Source organism: Bacillus sp. SSR7 (assembly GCF_055902415.1).
This window is the reverse complement of the sequence record NZ_JBVVXV010000004.1, coordinates 1-15233: the sequence shown is the minus strand read 5'-3', so window position 1 is coordinate 15233 and position 15233 is coordinate 1. Positions and strand designations below refer to the sequence as shown.

18 protein-coding genes are annotated in these 15233 nt (G+C 36.6%); 10 read left to right on the top strand and 8 right to left on the bottom strand.

The features are described from left to right. Positions 1 to 115: 115 nt before the first annotated feature. Positions 116 to 583 carry a hypothetical protein gene (locus tag AC0NJG_RS09565; protein WP_474063008.1) on the top strand — a complete coding sequence of 156 codons (468 nt, stop codon included), beginning with the start codon at positions 116 to 118 and terminating at the stop codon, positions 581 to 583. Between the two features lie 54 nt (positions 584 to 637). On the opposite strand, the gene AC0NJG_RS09560 is transcribed toward AC0NJG_RS09565, so the two are convergent. Beyond that, the gene (locus AC0NJG_RS09560) at positions 638 to 1963 is read right to left on the bottom strand and encodes an ArsB/NhaD family transporter (RefSeq protein WP_140168650.1); all 1326 of its coding nucleotides are present in this window, start codon (positions 1961 to 1963) and stop codon (positions 638 to 640) included. A 290-nt stretch (positions 1964 to 2253) separates the two neighbouring features. Here AC0NJG_RS09560 and kapD point away from each other — a divergent pair, with 290 nt between their 5' ends. Then, positions 2254 to 2877: a 3'-5' exonuclease KapD gene (gene kapD / locus AC0NJG_RS09555; protein ID WP_474063007.1), complete on the top strand. Its 624-nt coding sequence runs from the start codon at positions 2254 to 2256 to the stop codon at positions 2875 to 2877. Between the two features lie 41 nt (positions 2878 to 2918). Here the strand turns inward: kapD and kapB are convergent, their stop codons facing one another. After that, positions 2919 to 3302 (bottom strand): kinase-associated lipoprotein KapB, encoded by a 384-nt coding sequence (gene kapB, locus AC0NJG_RS09550; RefSeq protein ID WP_098632261.1) that lies wholly within the window; start codon positions 3300 to 3302, stop codon positions 2919 to 2921. 269 nt (positions 3303 to 3571) lie between these two features. Between kapB and AC0NJG_RS09545 the strand changes: the two genes are divergently transcribed. Together AC0NJG_RS09545 and sodC are read left to right on the top strand one after the other, a co-directional pair. Continuing rightward, the gene (locus tag AC0NJG_RS09545; protein WP_000982762.1) at positions 3572 to 3748 is read left to right on the top strand and encodes a hypothetical protein; all 177 of its coding nucleotides are present in this window, start codon (positions 3572 to 3574) and stop codon (positions 3746 to 3748) included. Between the two features lie 68 nt (positions 3749 to 3816). Next, entirely contained in the window at positions 3817 to 4356 is a 540-nt protein-coding gene (sodC, locus tag AC0NJG_RS09540) for a superoxide dismutase [Cu-Zn] (RefSeq protein WP_087954959.1), read from the top strand. Positions 4357 to 4563: 207 nt separating this feature from the next. Here the strand turns inward: sodC and AC0NJG_RS09535 are convergent, their stop codons facing one another. Then, positions 4564 to 5715, bottom strand: a complete 1152-nt coding sequence (locus AC0NJG_RS09535) for a MalY/PatB family protein (protein WP_087954958.1) — start codon at positions 5713 to 5715, stop codon at positions 4564 to 4566. 117 nt (positions 5716 to 5832) lie between these two features. Between AC0NJG_RS09535 and AC0NJG_RS09530 the strand changes: the two genes are divergently transcribed. Beyond that, complete coding sequence (locus AC0NJG_RS09530) at positions 5833 to 6084, top strand: YugE family protein (protein WP_000537636.1); 252 nt, start codon at positions 5833 to 5835, stop codon at positions 6082 to 6084. Positions 6085 to 6114: 30 nt separating this feature from the next. On the opposite strand, the gene AC0NJG_RS09525 is transcribed toward AC0NJG_RS09530, so the two are convergent. Both AC0NJG_RS09525 and AC0NJG_RS09520 read right to left on the bottom strand, forming a co-directional pair. Continuing rightward, positions 6115 to 6954: an alpha/beta fold hydrolase gene (locus AC0NJG_RS09525; RefSeq protein ID WP_173601761.1), complete on the bottom strand. Its 840-nt coding sequence runs from the start codon at positions 6952 to 6954 to the stop codon at positions 6115 to 6117. A 109-nt stretch (positions 6955 to 7063) separates the two neighbouring features. After that, positions 7064 to 8056, bottom strand: coding sequence for a 2-hydroxyacid dehydrogenase (locus tag AC0NJG_RS09520; RefSeq protein WP_087954955.1), 993 nt, complete (start codon positions 8054 to 8056; stop codon positions 7064 to 7066). Positions 8057 to 8322: 266 nt separating this feature from the next. Between AC0NJG_RS09520 and AC0NJG_RS09515 the strand changes: the two genes are divergently transcribed. The 3 genes from AC0NJG_RS09515 to yugI all read left to right on the top strand — a co-directional run bounded on the left by AC0NJG_RS09515 (position 8323) and on the right by yugI (position 10605). Beyond that, positions 8323 to 8820, top strand: coding sequence for an Lrp/AsnC family transcriptional regulator (locus AC0NJG_RS09515; protein WP_000255706.1), 498 nt, complete (start codon positions 8323 to 8325; stop codon positions 8818 to 8820). Continuing rightward, positions 8817 to 10007 (top strand): aminotransferase, encoded by a 1191-nt coding sequence (locus AC0NJG_RS09510; protein WP_016718788.1) that lies wholly within the window; start codon positions 8817 to 8819, stop codon positions 10005 to 10007. Before AC0NJG_RS09515 ends, AC0NJG_RS09510 begins: the two co-directional genes overlap by 4 nt. A gap of 253 nt (positions 10008 to 10260) precedes the next feature. Next, positions 10261 to 10605: a S1 domain-containing post-transcriptional regulator GSP13 gene (yugI, locus tag AC0NJG_RS09505; protein ID WP_000003767.1), complete on the top strand. Its 345-nt coding sequence runs from the start codon at positions 10261 to 10263 to the stop codon at positions 10603 to 10605. 111 nt (positions 10606 to 10716) lie between these two features. Here yugI and AC0NJG_RS09500 read toward each other — a convergent pair whose 3' ends face one another. Next, the gene (locus tag AC0NJG_RS09500) at positions 10717 to 10950 is read right to left on the bottom strand and encodes a DUF378 domain-containing protein (protein WP_000105788.1); all 234 of its coding nucleotides are present in this window, start codon (positions 10948 to 10950) and stop codon (positions 10717 to 10719) included. A 274-nt stretch (positions 10951 to 11224) separates the two neighbouring features. On the opposite strand from AC0NJG_RS09500, the gene AC0NJG_RS09495 reads away from it, so the two are divergent. Continuing rightward, positions 11225 to 12577 (top strand): glucose-6-phosphate isomerase, encoded by a 1353-nt coding sequence (locus tag AC0NJG_RS09495; protein WP_087954953.1) that lies wholly within the window; start codon positions 11225 to 11227, stop codon positions 12575 to 12577. Between the two features lie 107 nt (positions 12578 to 12684). Beyond that, positions 12685 to 13098, top strand: a complete 414-nt coding sequence (locus tag AC0NJG_RS09490; protein WP_474063006.1) for a YugN-like family protein — start codon at positions 12685 to 12687, stop codon at positions 13096 to 13098. On the opposite strand, the gene AC0NJG_RS09485 is transcribed toward AC0NJG_RS09490, so the two are convergent. Then, positions 13085 to 14080, bottom strand: coding sequence for an ion channel (locus AC0NJG_RS09485; protein ID WP_087954952.1), 996 nt, complete (start codon positions 14078 to 14080; stop codon positions 13085 to 13087). The genes AC0NJG_RS09490 and AC0NJG_RS09485 overlap by 14 nt on opposite strands. Positions 14081 to 14174: 94 nt before the next feature. Beyond that, the gene (locus tag AC0NJG_RS09480; protein WP_000386681.1) at positions 14175 to 14855 is read right to left on the bottom strand and encodes an MgtC/SapB family protein; all 681 of its coding nucleotides are present in this window, start codon (positions 14853 to 14855) and stop codon (positions 14175 to 14177) included. Positions 14856 to 15233: the final 378 nt, after the last annotated feature.

Sequence of the window (15233 nt, the reverse complement as noted above, 5' to 3'; positions counted from 1 at the left end):
TCCGTTCTCCTCTCTTATTATCTTGCTCCTATTATTATACAGAGAGTTTGGGTGAATTTTAAAACATAACTTGCAATGTAACGAAATATGTTGAGAGTAGAGAGGAGAGGATAAGATGGAAGATCAGGGGTTACTAGCAGGTTTCTTTGCTCTTAGTTTTGCGTTTATTCTTGTTATTATAATTTGGGCAATTATTGCGTATTTGTTAACGGCTTTTGCACTGTATACGATGGTGAAAAATGATGGTGCAACGGATGGTGTTCTCGCTTTTATTCCTTTTTTAAATAGTAAGATATGGGGAGATTTAGCGAAAGATAAATTACCAGATTTTTTGAAAGAAGAAGCGGGATGGAAAGTATTCGGTATATATGTCGCATGTTTCATTTTTAATTTCGTACCAATTCTATATTTAATAGCAACAGCTGTATCGATTGTGTTGTCCATTTATCTCATCTACGCTATCTTAGACAGATATGGAACGAATTCTATATTATTTACGATTATTCATGTCATCACATTTTCAGTGTTCTTGCCGATTCACTTGTTTATTATTCGAAATGAGCCGGTGAGGTATAATGAGTAATATATATAATATTTGAGATAGAAAAAGCGCCCTGAAAGCAGGGCGCTTTTTGTACTACATAAGGTAGCGTACATAAATATAAATATGAGAAATGATTAATGAAACGATCATAATTGGGAAACCGACTTTTAGGAAGTCCATGTAGCTAAATTTATGTCCTTCTCGGCTTGCGATACCTGCAACAATTACGTTAGCAGAAGCCCCGATTAATGTTCCGTTTCCACCTAGACAAGCACCTAATGCTAATGCCCACCATAATACGTCGATTTGTGCATCAGAAGGTGATAATCCTAGCCCAACTGCCATATCGTTAATAAGTGGGATCATTGTTGCGACGAATGGAATGTTATCAATGGTTGCAGAGGCGATACCAGATACCCATAAAATAAGGATAGATGCGTAAGAAATATCTCCGCCCGTTATGCCAATTACTTTTTGAGCTAGCATTTTAATAAGGCCGATATCGATAAGTCCTCCAACGAGTACAAATAGTCCTGCGAAGAAGAAGATTGTTACCCACTCAACACTTGCGAATACCTCTTCAATTTCATGTTCTTTCACACCGATTAGCATAAGAACAGTAGCACCAGTTAAAGCGATGATAGCTGCATCAACGTGGAAAATGGAATGAGTCATGAAACCTACAATTGTAAGTCCAAGTACTGTTAAAGACTTTTTCATTAATACTGGATCTTTAATGTATTGTTTTTCATCTAAACTCATTAATTTTTTAACTTGTACAGGATCAGCGATTAATTGTTTGCGGTACATGAAGTAAAGTATTGCCGCTGTCACAGCAATAATAATAATTACGATTGGCGCTAAGTTTAGCAAGAAAGCATTGAAATCTAAATGCTTATTGGCAGAACCAATCATAATGTTAGGTGGATCACCAATTAATGTTGCTGTTCCCCCAATGTTTGAAAAAATAATTTCAGAAAGTAAATAAGGGACAGGATTTACTTGCAGTATGCGCGTAATAGATAAAGTAACTGGAACAACAAGAAGTACAGTTGTAACGTTATCTAAAAACGCGGAACCAAGTGCAGTAAGTAAGGAAAGTGAAATTAAAATTTTAATTGGATTTCCTTGCGCTCCTTTTGCTGCTTTAATGGCAACGTATTGGAAGACACCCGATTTACTCGTAATGTTCACCAAAATCATCATACCGATGAGTAGTGTAATCGTCCCCCATTCAATATGTTTCGTAAAGGCATTGTGTAAATCAACAACCCCCATAATTACCATGAGTGCTGCACCAAGAAGTGCGATGACAGCGCGATTAATTTTTTCAGAAATAATAATGGCATATGTAATTAAAAAGACTGCGATAGCAAAATAATACTGCCAGTTTGCGAGCTCTTGCGTTGTTTCGTGCAAAATTCTCATCTCCTTTCATTCACTTTTCTTAGTGTGTCAAAAAATTAACTGGATGAAACACACATAACGTCATTATAAAGTAGAAAAAAGGAGGATGTAAATGAAAGGGTTTATTTTGTCATATTTTCTGCATCGGTCATTTTTTCTTATTTTTAAAAATATTTGCGGGCATTTGACATATATATAAGATACATCCAATCTGAATATTTAAAATGGAATTAGCATTCGAGCTTGTTCGTGTAGGAGTGTCAAATAGAAAGGAATGACAAAGATGATAAGGAAGGGATCGTATGGATGAACAACGATTTTTATTTTTGGATTTTGAGTTTACGATGCCCCAGCACAGAAAAAAACCAAAAGGATTTTTCCCGGAGATTATTGAGGTAGGACTCGTTTCGGTTGTTGGCTGTAAGGTAGAAGACACGTATTCAGCTCATGTTAGGCCGAAAACTTTTCCTTCTTTAACAGAGCGATGTAAGAAATTTTTAGGAATTAAACAAGAAGCTGTAGATAAAGGAATTTCGTTTCCAGAACTCGTTGAAAAACTTGCAGAATATGAAAAGAGATGTAAACCAACCATTGTTACGTGGGGAAATATGGATATGAAAGTGTTGAAACATAATTGTGAAATGGCGGGAGTAGACTTCCCATTCTTAGGACAGTGTCGTGACTTATCACTTGAGTATAAGAAGTTTTTTGGTGAACGAAATCAAACGGGGCTATGGAAAGCAATTGAGGCGTATGGAAAAGTAGGAACGGGTAAGCATCATTGTGCGCTAGACGATGCGATGACGACGTATAATATTTTTAAATTAGTAGAAAAAGATAAAGAGTATTTAGTGAAACCAGCACCTCCAACATTAGGGGAGCTCGTTGATTTTTCAAAAGTGTTAAAGAAAGTGAGTACACAGTAACGACCAAATTGCACAGTATGTAATTTGGTCGTTTTGTTTTTTTAAAGTTTGTAGTCTTTTTTTAACTGCTCTAATGTTTCTAGACTACGAACCGCAAAAGGTGAATCATCTTCAGAAAATGAATTCATTTGAGTTTCTAATGCTAATTTGAGTGACTCTATATACTCTGGAATTTCACCTTCATATTTCTTCACCATTTGCTCTGGGATGTTCGTCTGTTCACGAAAAGCTAAAGCACGTCTTTCGTGGAAAAATGGTACGTCAGCTTGTTTTACGTTATGTAAGTCACCTTGCACCGGATGTTTTAAAACAGCTAATACTTTTACGACGTAACTGCCAGGGCGGCTATTTGTAACTTCGCCAATGTATTTTCCCGTTTTATAAATACCAGTAACGATTTCGCCAATTTCAAATGTTTCTCTCATATTTTTCACCTCAAGTTTATAGTAAGGAAAGTAGGAGAAGGAGTCAAAGAAATCATTCGCGTTCGGAATGCGCCCCCTTGAGAATGTGGATAGGTTCCACTATAATTTAAGATGATATAACAGAAAATTCTGATGTTTTATAAAGTGAAACTTTAATCAGTGGGGGGTTGTTCATCCCCCACCTAACTTCTTTGCTTCCGCTGAATTTTGAGGTGGGGGTCTTACTGCCCGTTAATGCGGGATAAATCCTATACGAAGGAGTGATTTATATGATGCCATTATATTTTCCGGAAGATAAAACAGAATATATTATTCCAGGGATTGTTTGTGTTCTATTTATTATCGGTGCGGTTGCCACGTGGCGTATGTTCATTCGTGTATCAAAACGAGAAGCAGATCGATTACAGAAAGTTGAAGAAAAGCTGTTAGCTGAAAAGAAACAGTAACTCATTTTTGTATGTTTCCCTCTATGCTCGGACAATCTAAGGGCAGAATGTATTTTGGAGGGAATAAAATGAAAAAACGGCTTTTTTTCAGTTGTTGTTTATTATTTCTGATGGCAGGTTGTGACCAAGGAAAGCCGAAAGAAATTGACGTAAAATTACATAATGCTTCAGGAGATGAAGTGGCAACTGCAAAAGTAGTGCAGCAAACAAGCGGAGTGAAAATTACGATTAAAGGAGAAGGTTTCGCACCCGGCCCGCACGGCATACATGTACACGAAATTGGTGAGTGTAAAGCACCGCGTTTTGAATCATCTGGGAATCATTTTAATCCGGATAATAAAAAGCATGGACTTCTTAATCCGAAGGGTGCAGAAAACGGTGATTTACCGAATGTAATTGCAGACGGTTCTGGGAAAATTAAAGCAGAAATCGATGCGCCGCATATAACGCTGGAAGAAGGGAAAACGACGATTCATAGAAAAGATGGAGCGTCTATTATTATTACAGAAAACGCTGATGATGGCATGACACAACCGACAGGTAAATCAGGTGATCGAATTGCTTGTGGTGTCATTGTAAAGAAAGCGTCGGATATGAAGAAAAAGTAAAGGCTACCGTGCGCGGTAGCTTTTTTTGTGGAACGTAATTAAAAATATATCGGCGATTATTGGAATATATCGACCGTAACTCGAAATATATCGGCGATTATTGGAATATATCGACCGTAACTCGAAATATATCAGCGATTTTTAGAATATATTGACTTACCGATAAAATATGACAAAGGAGGCTGTTCAAAATAGCCTCCTTTCTTATTATGAAAACGTATGGCGCAGTCTATTTAAAATTTCTTCTAAAACAGATCTTGGACAGCCGATGTTAATTCGAATATGTTCTTCGCCGCCTAGTCCGTATTTCTCACCAGGTTCAACGATAATTTTTCCTTTTTCCTCAAGTAATTTAGTGCGCTCACTTTGAGAAAGATGTAGGCGAGAGCAATCAATCCATAATAAAAAGCTACCTTCTGGCTTCGTTACGGAAAGAGTAGGGATATGATTTTTCATATATTCACAAGCGAACTTAGCGTTATCTTCTATATATAATCGAATTTCATTTAGCCAATCGTTACATTCTGTATAAGCACTTTGCATCGCTGTATAGGCAAAAGTATTTAATCCGTGGAAGCCTTGTCTATATTGGATAGATGTAAAGGCTTGACGGAGTTTTTCATTTGGAATGATAATAATCGATGCTTGTAATCCAGCGATATTAAATGTTTTACTTGGAGCCATACAAGTTATTGTGCGCGCTGCTAGTTCTTCAGATAAAGAAGCGAACGGTGTATGTGTATGATCTGCGTAAATAATATCGGAATGAATTTCATCTGCGACAACGATTACATTATATTTTGTACATAACGCGCCAAGCTGTGTGAGTTCTTCTTTTGACCAAACACGCCCGATTGGATTATGAGGACTGCAAAGAAGCATAAGTTTGACTCCTTGTTGAAATTGCTTTTCTAAATGCTCAAAGTCTATCGCATATGTATCATTTTGTTTCTGTAATGGACTTACGCATAATTGTCTATTGTTTGTTGTGACCATTTCGAAAAATGGGGGATAAATAGGTGGTTGTACGAGAACGGATTCGTTTTCTTTTGTGAAGGCCTGTATGCTCGTACTAAGAGCTGGAACGATTCCGGCGCTAAAGACAATCCATTCTTTTTGAATATCCCAGTTGTACTGTTTTTTTGTCCAGTTACAAATAATATCGCCAATATTTTCGGGAGGAAGTGTATAGCCGAAAATAGGATGCTCGATACGTTTCTTTAAAGCAACTTGAATTGGTTGTGGTACTTCAAAATCCATATCAGCAATCCAAGCGTGGATGAGTTCTTCGTTTTTATATGTATCCCATTTTGTACTATGGGTTCCACGGCGATTGACTGCTTTATGAAATAATTGCATAAGTTTGCCCCCTTCTTCTGTAAAACCGTTAAGTTATGAAAGTTCTCTCTCTTCTTATAGAATAGCTGATGTGATAGGATAAAGAAAAGTATTAAAAAGTGAAAAGGCGGGAAGCGAATGGGTACATATGAAAAGATGATAGAGGTTGTGAAGAATTGGGATCCGTTTCAAATGGGACCGGAGTTTTATGAAACAGAAGCGAGCGATGTTGTGAACGTCGCAAGTGTGTTTGATGATTCGAAATACATCGCAAAGAAGATTCAACATATATACTTTATGTCTTTTGAAGAAGTACCTGCGCTTGAAAAATGTGAGAAGTTAGCTGTGGAATTACTTGTAATAAAAGAAGGCGGAAGTTGTTCATTGTAGGCTGTCGGAATTTCCGACAGCCTTTTTATATTATTGTGCAGAAAACGCCATAATTTCTTCATAAACATGTTCCGGTTTTTCTTCAGGTAGTAAATGTCCTGTATTTTCATAAGAAATAAATTTCGAATTCGGTAAATCTTTGTGCAGACGATGACCTACATGTACAGGGACGACCCGATCTTTTTCACCCCAAATGAGTAGCGTAGGTGTTTCGATTTTTTGTAATTCAGTTGAAGATAAGTCACCTTCACGATCTCGTATCATACGAGTTAAAGCGGGGAATATACGGTCGTCATAAAAAGGAGCGGAGTAACCTTCCTTCATTTCATCGTCAATTAATGAATGATCATGAACGACATTCATTAAGTTATGAACGATGCCGCGCCTTATAATCCAGTTCTTTACGTATAAATGAAAGAACGGTAAATAAGAAGAATACATTAAAGGTAAGTTTGCCCGTGCTAAATAACTCGAGCTACATAGTAAAATTGTCTTTGAAATTAATTCAGGACGTATACGGTTTACATAAAGAGAAATTTGTCCACCCATAGAATGTCCAACTAACACAATATTTGAGAGAGATAGGTGTTCAATTAAATCGATTATAATCGTTGCTAAATTATGATAAGAGTACTTAAATAGATGAGACTTATCACTCTTTCCGAACGGTGGTAAATCAAGAGCAATGACTGTTCCTTCTTTCGATAATAAAGGAATAAGACGGCGATAACTGAATGAGGAAGATAAAAAACCGTGAACGAGTACGAAAGTCGGACGTTTTGTTTTATTATCATGTTCATACAATTCGTAATGAATCGTAGTGCCGCGAGTGGAAAAAGTGAAATAAGGACAAGTATATTGGTGATTCATTTTTTGTCACTCCATTGATTTTTGTTCATATCATCTCCAAGGCAGAAAAAAATATGTTAACAAAAAAAGGCAAGATGACGATGTCATCTTGCCTTTCGTTTACTCGATATTATCCGCGAACAATATTAGGCGGTATTTTTCCTTGTAACCCTGCAACTAAATTTTCAGCGGCGGTCATAGCCATTTGCTGCCTAGTTTTTAATGTTGCAGATCCGATGTGTGGTAAAGTCACAACATTTTGTAATGATAAGAGCGGATTATCTTTTTGAATTGGCTCTTGTGTAAACGTATCGATGCCTGCTGCAAAGATTTTCTTTTCAGTTAACGCATGGATTAACGCTTCTTCATCTACTGTTTTCCCGCGAGAAGCATTAATGAAGATAGCTGTTTCTTTCATGAATGAAAATTCCTTTTCTCCGATAAGATGATACGTTTCATCTGTTAATGGAGTAAGAAGAACGATAAAGTCAGACTGTTTGAGTAGCGTCTGTAAATCACAATATGTAGCATCGAATTTTTGTTCAGCTTCTTCTTTACGGCGACGGTTATAATAAAGGACATTCATATCAAATCCGAATTTCGCTCGTTTTGCAACGGCTTCTCCAATTCGTCCCATACCGATAATGCCGATTGTACTATGGTGTACATCTAGCCCAAAGTGCTCTTTTCCAATTTCTGCATTCCATTCACCATTTTTTACGTAGGAGTCGAGTTCACAAACACGACGACCAGCAGATAACATAAGAGCGAAAACGAGGTCAGCTACTGTATCATCTAGTACGTAAGGTGTATTTGTTCCGATTACATGGCGTTTTTCCATCGCTTGTAAATCAAAATTATCGTAACCGACAGAAATGTTGCTTACTACTTTTAAGTTAGGAGCCGCTTCCAATAATTCTTCATTAATAGCAGATCCAAAATTTAATAAACCATCTTTATCTTGTATTTTCTCTAGTAGAACATCACGAGGTACCTTCTCATTTTGCTCCCATTTTTCATAATCACAGTGTTCTGATAAATAGTTTTCTACAAATGTTGGAACTGGTTCAGCAATATAAACTTTTGGTTTCACGGTTCCATCCCCTTTCGCTTTATCACGCATTTTTCCACTGATTAAAGTTTCACTTTACCCCGCTTTAACGAGCAGTAAGACTCCCACCTAAAAATACGGTTGAGACAAAGAAGTGAGGTGGGAGATCAACTGCTCGTAAAAGCCCGATTGGTGCGGGCTAATAATCAGCGGGGTGAAGCATTCCGCTGATTAAAGTTTCACTTTATTTTGACATAATTCACTAAAAAAATCTTCTTTTCAAACTGGAAAGTGTATTTGTATAATTTAGACACAAACGAAAAGGAAGGATGATTTATATGGTGACAGAAAAAGAATTAGAATTATTAGCTTGTCTTGAAAAAAGTAGTCGATTAACTGTAGATACATTAGCGAAGCTGTTAAATATAGAAGTAGAAGAAGTAAAGAAAATGGTTGAAAAATTAGAAGCGGAAAAGATTATTGTGGATTATGTCACACATATCGATTGGACGAAGGTGAAAGAACATACAGGTTTAACGGCAATGATCGATGTGAAAGTTACGCCAAAGCACGGCGTTGGGTTCGATGCGGTTGCGGAACAAATTTATCGTTATTCAGAAGTGAAATCTGTGTATTTAATGTCAGGGACATATGACCTTTCTATTACATTAGAAGGAAAGACAATGGGAGAAGTGGCGATGTTTGTTTCTGAGAAATTAGCAACAATTGAATCTGTCGTTTCTACGACAACGCATTTCATTTTGAAGAAGTATAAACATGAGGGAATTATTTATGAAAAAAACGATGATGATAAGCGAATTGTGGTGACACCATGAAGCAATTTGAACTATCTAGAGCAGCGGAATCTTTACAACCATCTGGTATTCGAAAGTTTTTCGATTTAGCAGCAAATATGAAAGGTGTTATTTCCCTTGGAGTAGGAGAGCCTGATTTCGTTACACCTTGGAATGTGAGGCAAGCATGTATCCGTTCTTTAGAACAAGGATATACGTCATATACAGCAAATGCAGGATTATTGGAGCTCCGTCAAGAAATAGCAAAGTATCTAAAAAAACAATTTGCAGTTTCTTATGATCCAAACGATGAAATCATTGTTACAGTTGGAGCAAGTCAGGCGTTAGATGTAGCGATGCGCGCCATTATAAATCCTGATGATGAAGTACTCATTATTGAGCCAAGTTTCGTTTCTTATGCCCCGCTTGTGACATTAGCTGGAGGCGTTCCAGTTCCTGTGGCGACTACTTTAGAAAATGAATTTAAAGTACAACCAGAACAAATTGAGGCAGCTATTACAGCGAAGACAAAGGCAATTTTACTTTGTTCACCAAATAACCCAACAGGTGCAATGTTAAACAAGTCCGAGCTTGAAGAAATAGCAGTGATTGTTGAGAAGTACAATTTAATCGTATTATCTGATGAAATTTATGCAGAACTTGTATACGACGAAGCATATACAAGTTTCGCGAGTATTAAAAATATGCGCGAGCATACGATTTTAATTTCGGGATTTTCAAAAGGATTTGCGATGACAGGATGGCGTCTTGGTATGATTGCAGCTCCTGTTCATTTTTCAGAATTAATGCTCAAAATTCACCAATATTCTATGATGTGTGCCCCGACGATGTCTCAGTTCGCAGCACTTGAAGCGTTACGTGCGGGGAATGATGAAGTAATTCGGATGAGAGATAGTTATAAGAAACGCCGTAATTTTATGACGACATCTTTCAATGACATGGGATTAACGTGTCATGTGCCGGGCGGAGCATTTTATGTCTTTCCTTCAATCTCTTCAACTGGACTATCTTCAGCGGAATTTGCAGAACAGTTATTATTAGAAGAAAAAGTGGCTGTTGTACCTGGAAGTGTATTTGGCGAAAGTGGCGAAGGGTTTATTCGTTGTTCGTATGCAACATCGCTTGAACAGCTTATGGAAGCAATGAAGAGAATGGAACGGTTTATAGAGAATAAAAAAAGGACAAAACACAATACGTTTTGTCCATAAAAGGGGGGGAATACTAGAAAGCCATGTGTTAGTATTCTATCCTAATATTGGAGAATTATACTTAATTAAGGAAGTTTTTTCATGAATTTTGAATGAGCTCTGTCATAGTGGTATAATTTACTAATATAAGGTGTGCGTATCCTGAGTTGCTTTACTTAGGGTACGTATGAACTAATCGGATATTTAACAATAAATCATCTGCTTTGCTATCTACAATTGTAGAGAAAATGGTAAACGTATGGGAGTGTTTCATATGTCAGAACAATATACAACAGGAGTGGTTGTAACAGGGAAAGTGACTGGGATTCAAGATTACGGTGCATTTGTAGCGTTAGATGCAGAAACACAAGGACTTGTGCATATATCTGAAATTACAAATGGATATGTAAAGGATATTCATGACTTTTTAAAAGTCGGCGATACAGTAGAAGTAAAAGTACTTTCAATTGATGAAGAACACAGAAAAATGAGTTTATCGTTAAAAGCGGCGAAAAGAAAACAAGGACGGATTCTTATACCGAATCCATCTAAGGACGGATTTAATACGCTGCGAGAAAAGCTAACAGAATGGATTGAAGAGTCCGAGTTAACAAAGTAAAAGAGGAGCGCATATGAGCGTTCCTCTTTTACTTTTTCTTATGATATATATTTGCAAATATGATTGCAGGCAATCATATTCGTATGTCGGAGGTGAGTAAGGACATACTGACTAGCGAATTTCGTTCGTTTCTGGGTGAGTACCAAGATTTTCTGATGGTTTAAAGAGTAAACCAAGATTGATCAGCCCAGAAATACCGACGATGCCGTAAATAATACGTGCAAGAGCGGAGTTTTGTCCACCGAAAATGGCTGCCACTAAGTCAAACTGGAAGAAACCGATTAATCCCCAGTTTACAGCGCCAATTACAGTAAAGACTAATGCGATACGTTGTAAAGTACTCATGAAAAAGCCCCCCTTAATTGTGAAGCATGAGCAAGCGATGAGTTAATTAACTCTTTTATAGAATGGTGTAGTTATGTTGTTTTTATACATAAAAAATGTTTGAAATAGGATGTATATACATCTATACCGAAAAATGCGAATTTTTATGCAAAAAATGAACTTTTTCTAAAAAATATATATTGGTTACGTTTACAATTGGCTAATCGCTTGATTTACAACTTCAGTTTCGCTAAAGTGAATACAGAAATACATATCCATAATTGGAGGGAAAAAGATGAGTACACATGTAACGTTCGACTATTCTAAAGCGTTATCCTTCATCGGTGAACATGAAATCACTTATTTACGTGATGCAGTGAAAGTAACACATCACGCAATCCACGAAAAAACTGGAGCTGGGAACGATTTCCTTGGGTGGGTAGACCTTCCGCTTCAATATGACAAAGAAGAATTTGCTCGCATTCAAAAATGCGCAGAAAAAATTAAAAATGACTCTGACATTTTACTAGTTGTAGGTATCGGTGGTTCTTACCTAGGAGCACGTGCAGCAATTGAAATGTTAAACCATTCTTTCTACAACACACTTTCTAAAGAACAACGTAAAACTCCACAAGTGCTATTTGTTGGACAAAACATTAGCTCCACTTACATGAAAGATTTAATGGATGTATTAGAAGGTAAAGACTTCTCTATTAACGTTATTTCCAAATCAGGTACAACAACAGAGCCGGCACTAGCATTCCGTATTTTCCGTAAGTTATTAGAAGAAAAATATGGAAAAGAAGAAGCCCGCAAACGTATTTATGCAACGACAGATAAAGCGCGTGGTGCATTAAAAACATTAGCTGATAATGAAGGTTACGAAACATTTGTTATTCCAGATGATGTTGGAGGACGTTTCTCTGTATTAACGCCAGTTGGTTTATTACCAATCGCAGTGAGTGGCTTAAATATTGAAGAGATGATGAAAGGTGCAGCTGCTGGTCGTGAGGACTTCGGTACATCAGAACTAGAAGAAAACCCAGCTTACCAATATGCAGTAGTTCGTAACGCTTTATACAATAAAGGAAAAACAATTGAAATGCTTGTTAACTATGAGCCAGCACTTCAATACTTCGCTGAGTGGTGGAAACAGTTATTTGGTGAAAGTGAAGGAAAAGATCAAAAAGGTATTTTCCCATCTTCAGCAAACTTCTCAACTGACTTACACTCATTAGGTCAATACGTTCAAGAAGGTCGTCGTGACTTATTTGAAACAGTTCTAAAAGTAGGTAAACCTACACATGAACTAACAATCGAATCAGAAGAAAACGATTTAGATGGATTAAACTACCTTGCTGGTGAAACTGTAGACTTCGTAAACACGAAAGCATACGAAGGTACATTACTTGCACATAGCGATGGCGGAGTACCAAACTTAATCGTAAATATTCCTGCATTAAATGAGTACACATTCGGTTACCTTGTATACTTCTTCGAAAAAGCATGTGCGATGAGCGGCTACTTATTAGGCGTAAATCCATTTGACCAACCAGGAGTAGAAGCATATAAGAAAAACATGTTTGCTTTACTTGGTAAACCAGGATTTGAAGAATTAAAAGCAGAATTAGAAGAGCGTTTAAAATAATAAAAAGCGGCCGGATCCGGCCGCTTTTTATTATTTCATCGAAAAGTCCATCAGTATATTCCAACTAGAGTGGGTATGCTAAGGAAAAAAGTCTAGGAGGGATGGACTTGATTCCGATTCAATCAAATTTAGAAGGACGTACATATGCGTTATATAAGTTAGAAGAAATAATGAAGCCACTCGGATATAGCATTGGTGGCAATTGGGATTATGATAAAGGATGCTTTGATTATAAAATTGATGAAGAAGATGGCTATCAATTTCTACGAGTGCCATTTACAGCGGTGAATGGTGAATTAGATGTGCCAGGCGTAATAGTCCGTTTTGAAACGCCGTATATTCTTTCGCACGTATATCAAGACGAACTAGATGATCATGTAAATACGTTAACAGCCGGCACGAGTGGATTGGATCAATTTGCTGAGCCGAAAGATCCAGATGGAGATGTAAAAAGAAAATATATCAATATTGGGAAAGTGCTCATGCAGGAACTAGAGCGTCATTTTACTAATGATGAATAACAATGAGTATGTCGCTTTCAATGAGAACAAAAGAATGAACTGGGTTAATCATATATTGTTCGTCGCGCTTTATACCTAGTAAGAGAATGTTTTGCTTTAAAAGAGTATAGCTACAATTTGCAAAAGTTTGGCCGGTGCAGGATGGGGGAAGCTCCATCAGTTGTAATTTATTATCAGAGATTTCGTCGTAAAGTGAAAATAGTACACCTGAAATGGAAGGGAATAAAAGAGAAGCGGTAAATACATAGCTCGTTAATTTATTTCCTTCTATAATTTCTGACACGCCAGCTCTCGTTGCATTTTGTATTTGTTCAGAAGTAAGAAGTTCGGCGATGCAGTGAATGTTTGGATTGAGTCCTTTTGCAGTTAAAATGTTTAAAATGGATTGTGTATCTGCTAGGCTTTCATTTTTTTCTTTATCAGCTGTTATTAATATAGTGTGAGCTGTTGTAATATTAGCTTTTAATAACGTTTGATCGTGATGGGGGCACCCCTTTATAAATTCTAAATGATGAAATGGTTTTGGAAGTAAAGAAAGTGTTTCATCAATTAAAACGATATCAAGGTTCGGTTGTAATACGTGCATTTGTTTTACAACATGTTTTGCTCGTTCATTCCAGCCGACGATAATCATATGACCGTTAGAAGTTGCAGCTTCTTCTCCTTTAATCTTCATATATTGTTTACTAATCATTTCAGTAGCGAACAATACCATATAATAAGAACAAAATCCTGTTCCTAATAAAATAATACCTATACCGATAAGTTTGCCCATTAGTGTATGCGGGGCAAAGTCACCGTAGCCAACAGTGAAAATGGTAACGATTGACCACCATATTCCATCAAACCATGTGGTAAAGTGCGATGGTTCTAATCTATGTATAAGAAAGCCAGAAAAAGCAGTAAGTACACTAATAAAGCAAATTAAACGAAAAATAATGGAATCACGAAATGTATCTACTAAATTTGGACGGGATTTCAAACTCTTATTCCTCCTTACTTTGCAGGACTACATTCATTGTTACCATTATAGAAAAAAGAAAAACTCTCTAATTTAAAAGAGAGTTTGTTTTACGTTACATACTTTCCACTTCAGTTTGTTGAACACTTTCAAGATGCTGGAGAGCATAGTAAACATCAGCAGTATGTCTTTTTTGATCGATACATAATTTAAGATGTAAATAGTGCGAGCCATTCTCCAATGTTTTGAGCTTCATATTCTTCACTTTTATATCCATTTCTTTTATTTCTTCAATTACAACCGGGATATTGTCCATATTTCGCACAACAAGTTTTACTGCGATATCACGTTGACGAAAGGATCTAGGTCCTACAAATTTCATTGTTAATGGTATAAGTTCAACGCTAATCATAAGGAAACACATTCCGAAAATCGCTTCGATATAAAATCCAGCTCCAACAGCAATACCAATACCAGATGCGCCCCAGATCATAGCAGCAGTCGTTAATCCTGCAATACTATCGTTTCCTCTTCTTAAAATAACACCAGCACCTAAAAAACCAATCCCTGATACAATTTGAGCGGCAAGTCGAAGTGGATCCATATTCATATGATCAGTATGTGGTAAATTGTAAGCTGCTTTAATAGAAACAATCGTCAGGAGGCAACTAATGATAGAAATAACTAAGCATGTTTTTAAACCAAGTGGTTTACGTTTTAATTCGCGCTCTAAACCGATGGCGAACCCTAAAATAGCCGAGAGACCTAGTTTGATTAATAAATCGGTATAGTCCATATATATTCCTCCTTGTATGGTATCGTATATAAATAAAACGTTTATTATAGAAAGAAACGTTTTTGGATAGAGTGACTTTATATAGAATATATGTAGGAATCTCTTAGAAATGAAAGAGATATTTCGTTTAAGTATATGATATTAAAAAAGAAATGTAGTTAATTTAAAAAAGTTTATAAAAGGTGTTGCATTTCATTTTTTACCATGATATATTAATAACCGTCGCTGATGCGGAAACGCAGAAAACGACAAAAAAGAAATTGAAAAACTTAGTTGACATCGAAAAACGAAGATGTTAACATAAGGAAGTCGCAAATGAGCGGCCAAGTAGTTCTTTGAAAACTGAACGAAACAAACAACGTGAAACGTCAATTTTTA

What these genes read in the sequence shown, in the direction of transcription:
- AC0NJG_RS09565 (WP_474063008.1), top strand. Translation starts at nt 116, where the DNA reads ATGGAAGATCAGGGGTTACTAGCAGGTTTCTTTGCTCTTAGTTTTGCG.
- kapD (WP_474063007.1), top strand. Translation starts at nt 2,254, where the DNA reads ATGGATGAACAACGATTTTTATTTTTGGATTTTGAGTTTACGATGCCC.
- kapB (WP_098632261.1), bottom strand. Translation starts at nt 3,302, where the DNA reads ATGAGAGAAACATTTGAAATTGGCGAAATCGTTACTGGTATTTATAAA.
- AC0NJG_RS09545 (WP_000982762.1), top strand. Translation starts at nt 3,572, where the DNA reads ATGATGCCATTATATTTTCCGGAAGATAAAACAGAATATATTATTCCA.
- sodC (WP_087954959.1), top strand. Translation starts at nt 3,817, where the DNA reads ATGAAAAAACGGCTTTTTTTCAGTTGTTGTTTATTATTTCTGATGGCA.
- AC0NJG_RS09535 (WP_087954958.1), bottom strand. Translation starts at nt 5,715, where the DNA reads ATGCAATTATTTCATAAAGCAGTCAATCGCCGTGGAACCCATAGTACA.
- AC0NJG_RS09530 (WP_000537636.1), top strand. Translation starts at nt 5,833, where the DNA reads ATGGGTACATATGAAAAGATGATAGAGGTTGTGAAGAATTGGGATCCG.
- AC0NJG_RS09525 (WP_173601761.1), bottom strand. Translation starts at nt 6,954, where the DNA reads ATGAATCACCAATATACTTGTCCTTATTTCACTTTTTCCACTCGCGGC.
- AC0NJG_RS09520 (WP_087954955.1), bottom strand. Translation starts at nt 8,056, where the DNA reads ATGCGTGATAAAGCGAAAGGGGATGGAACCGTGAAACCAAAAGTTTAT.
- AC0NJG_RS09515 (WP_000255706.1), top strand. Translation starts at nt 8,323, where the DNA reads ATGGTGACAGAAAAAGAATTAGAATTATTAGCTTGTCTTGAAAAAAGT.
- AC0NJG_RS09510 (WP_016718788.1), top strand. Translation starts at nt 8,817, where the DNA reads ATGAAGCAATTTGAACTATCTAGAGCAGCGGAATCTTTACAACCATCT.
- yugI (WP_000003767.1), top strand. Translation starts at nt 10,261, where the DNA reads ATGTCAGAACAATATACAACAGGAGTGGTTGTAACAGGGAAAGTGACT.
- AC0NJG_RS09500 (WP_000105788.1), bottom strand. Translation starts at nt 10,950, where the DNA reads ATGAGTACTTTACAACGTATCGCATTAGTCTTTACTGTAATTGGCGCT.
- AC0NJG_RS09495 (WP_087954953.1), top strand. Translation starts at nt 11,225, where the DNA reads ATGAGTACACATGTAACGTTCGACTATTCTAAAGCGTTATCCTTCATC.
- AC0NJG_RS09480 (WP_000386681.1), bottom strand. Translation starts at nt 14,855, where the DNA reads ATGGACTATACCGATTTATTAATCAAACTAGGTCTCTCGGCTATTTTA.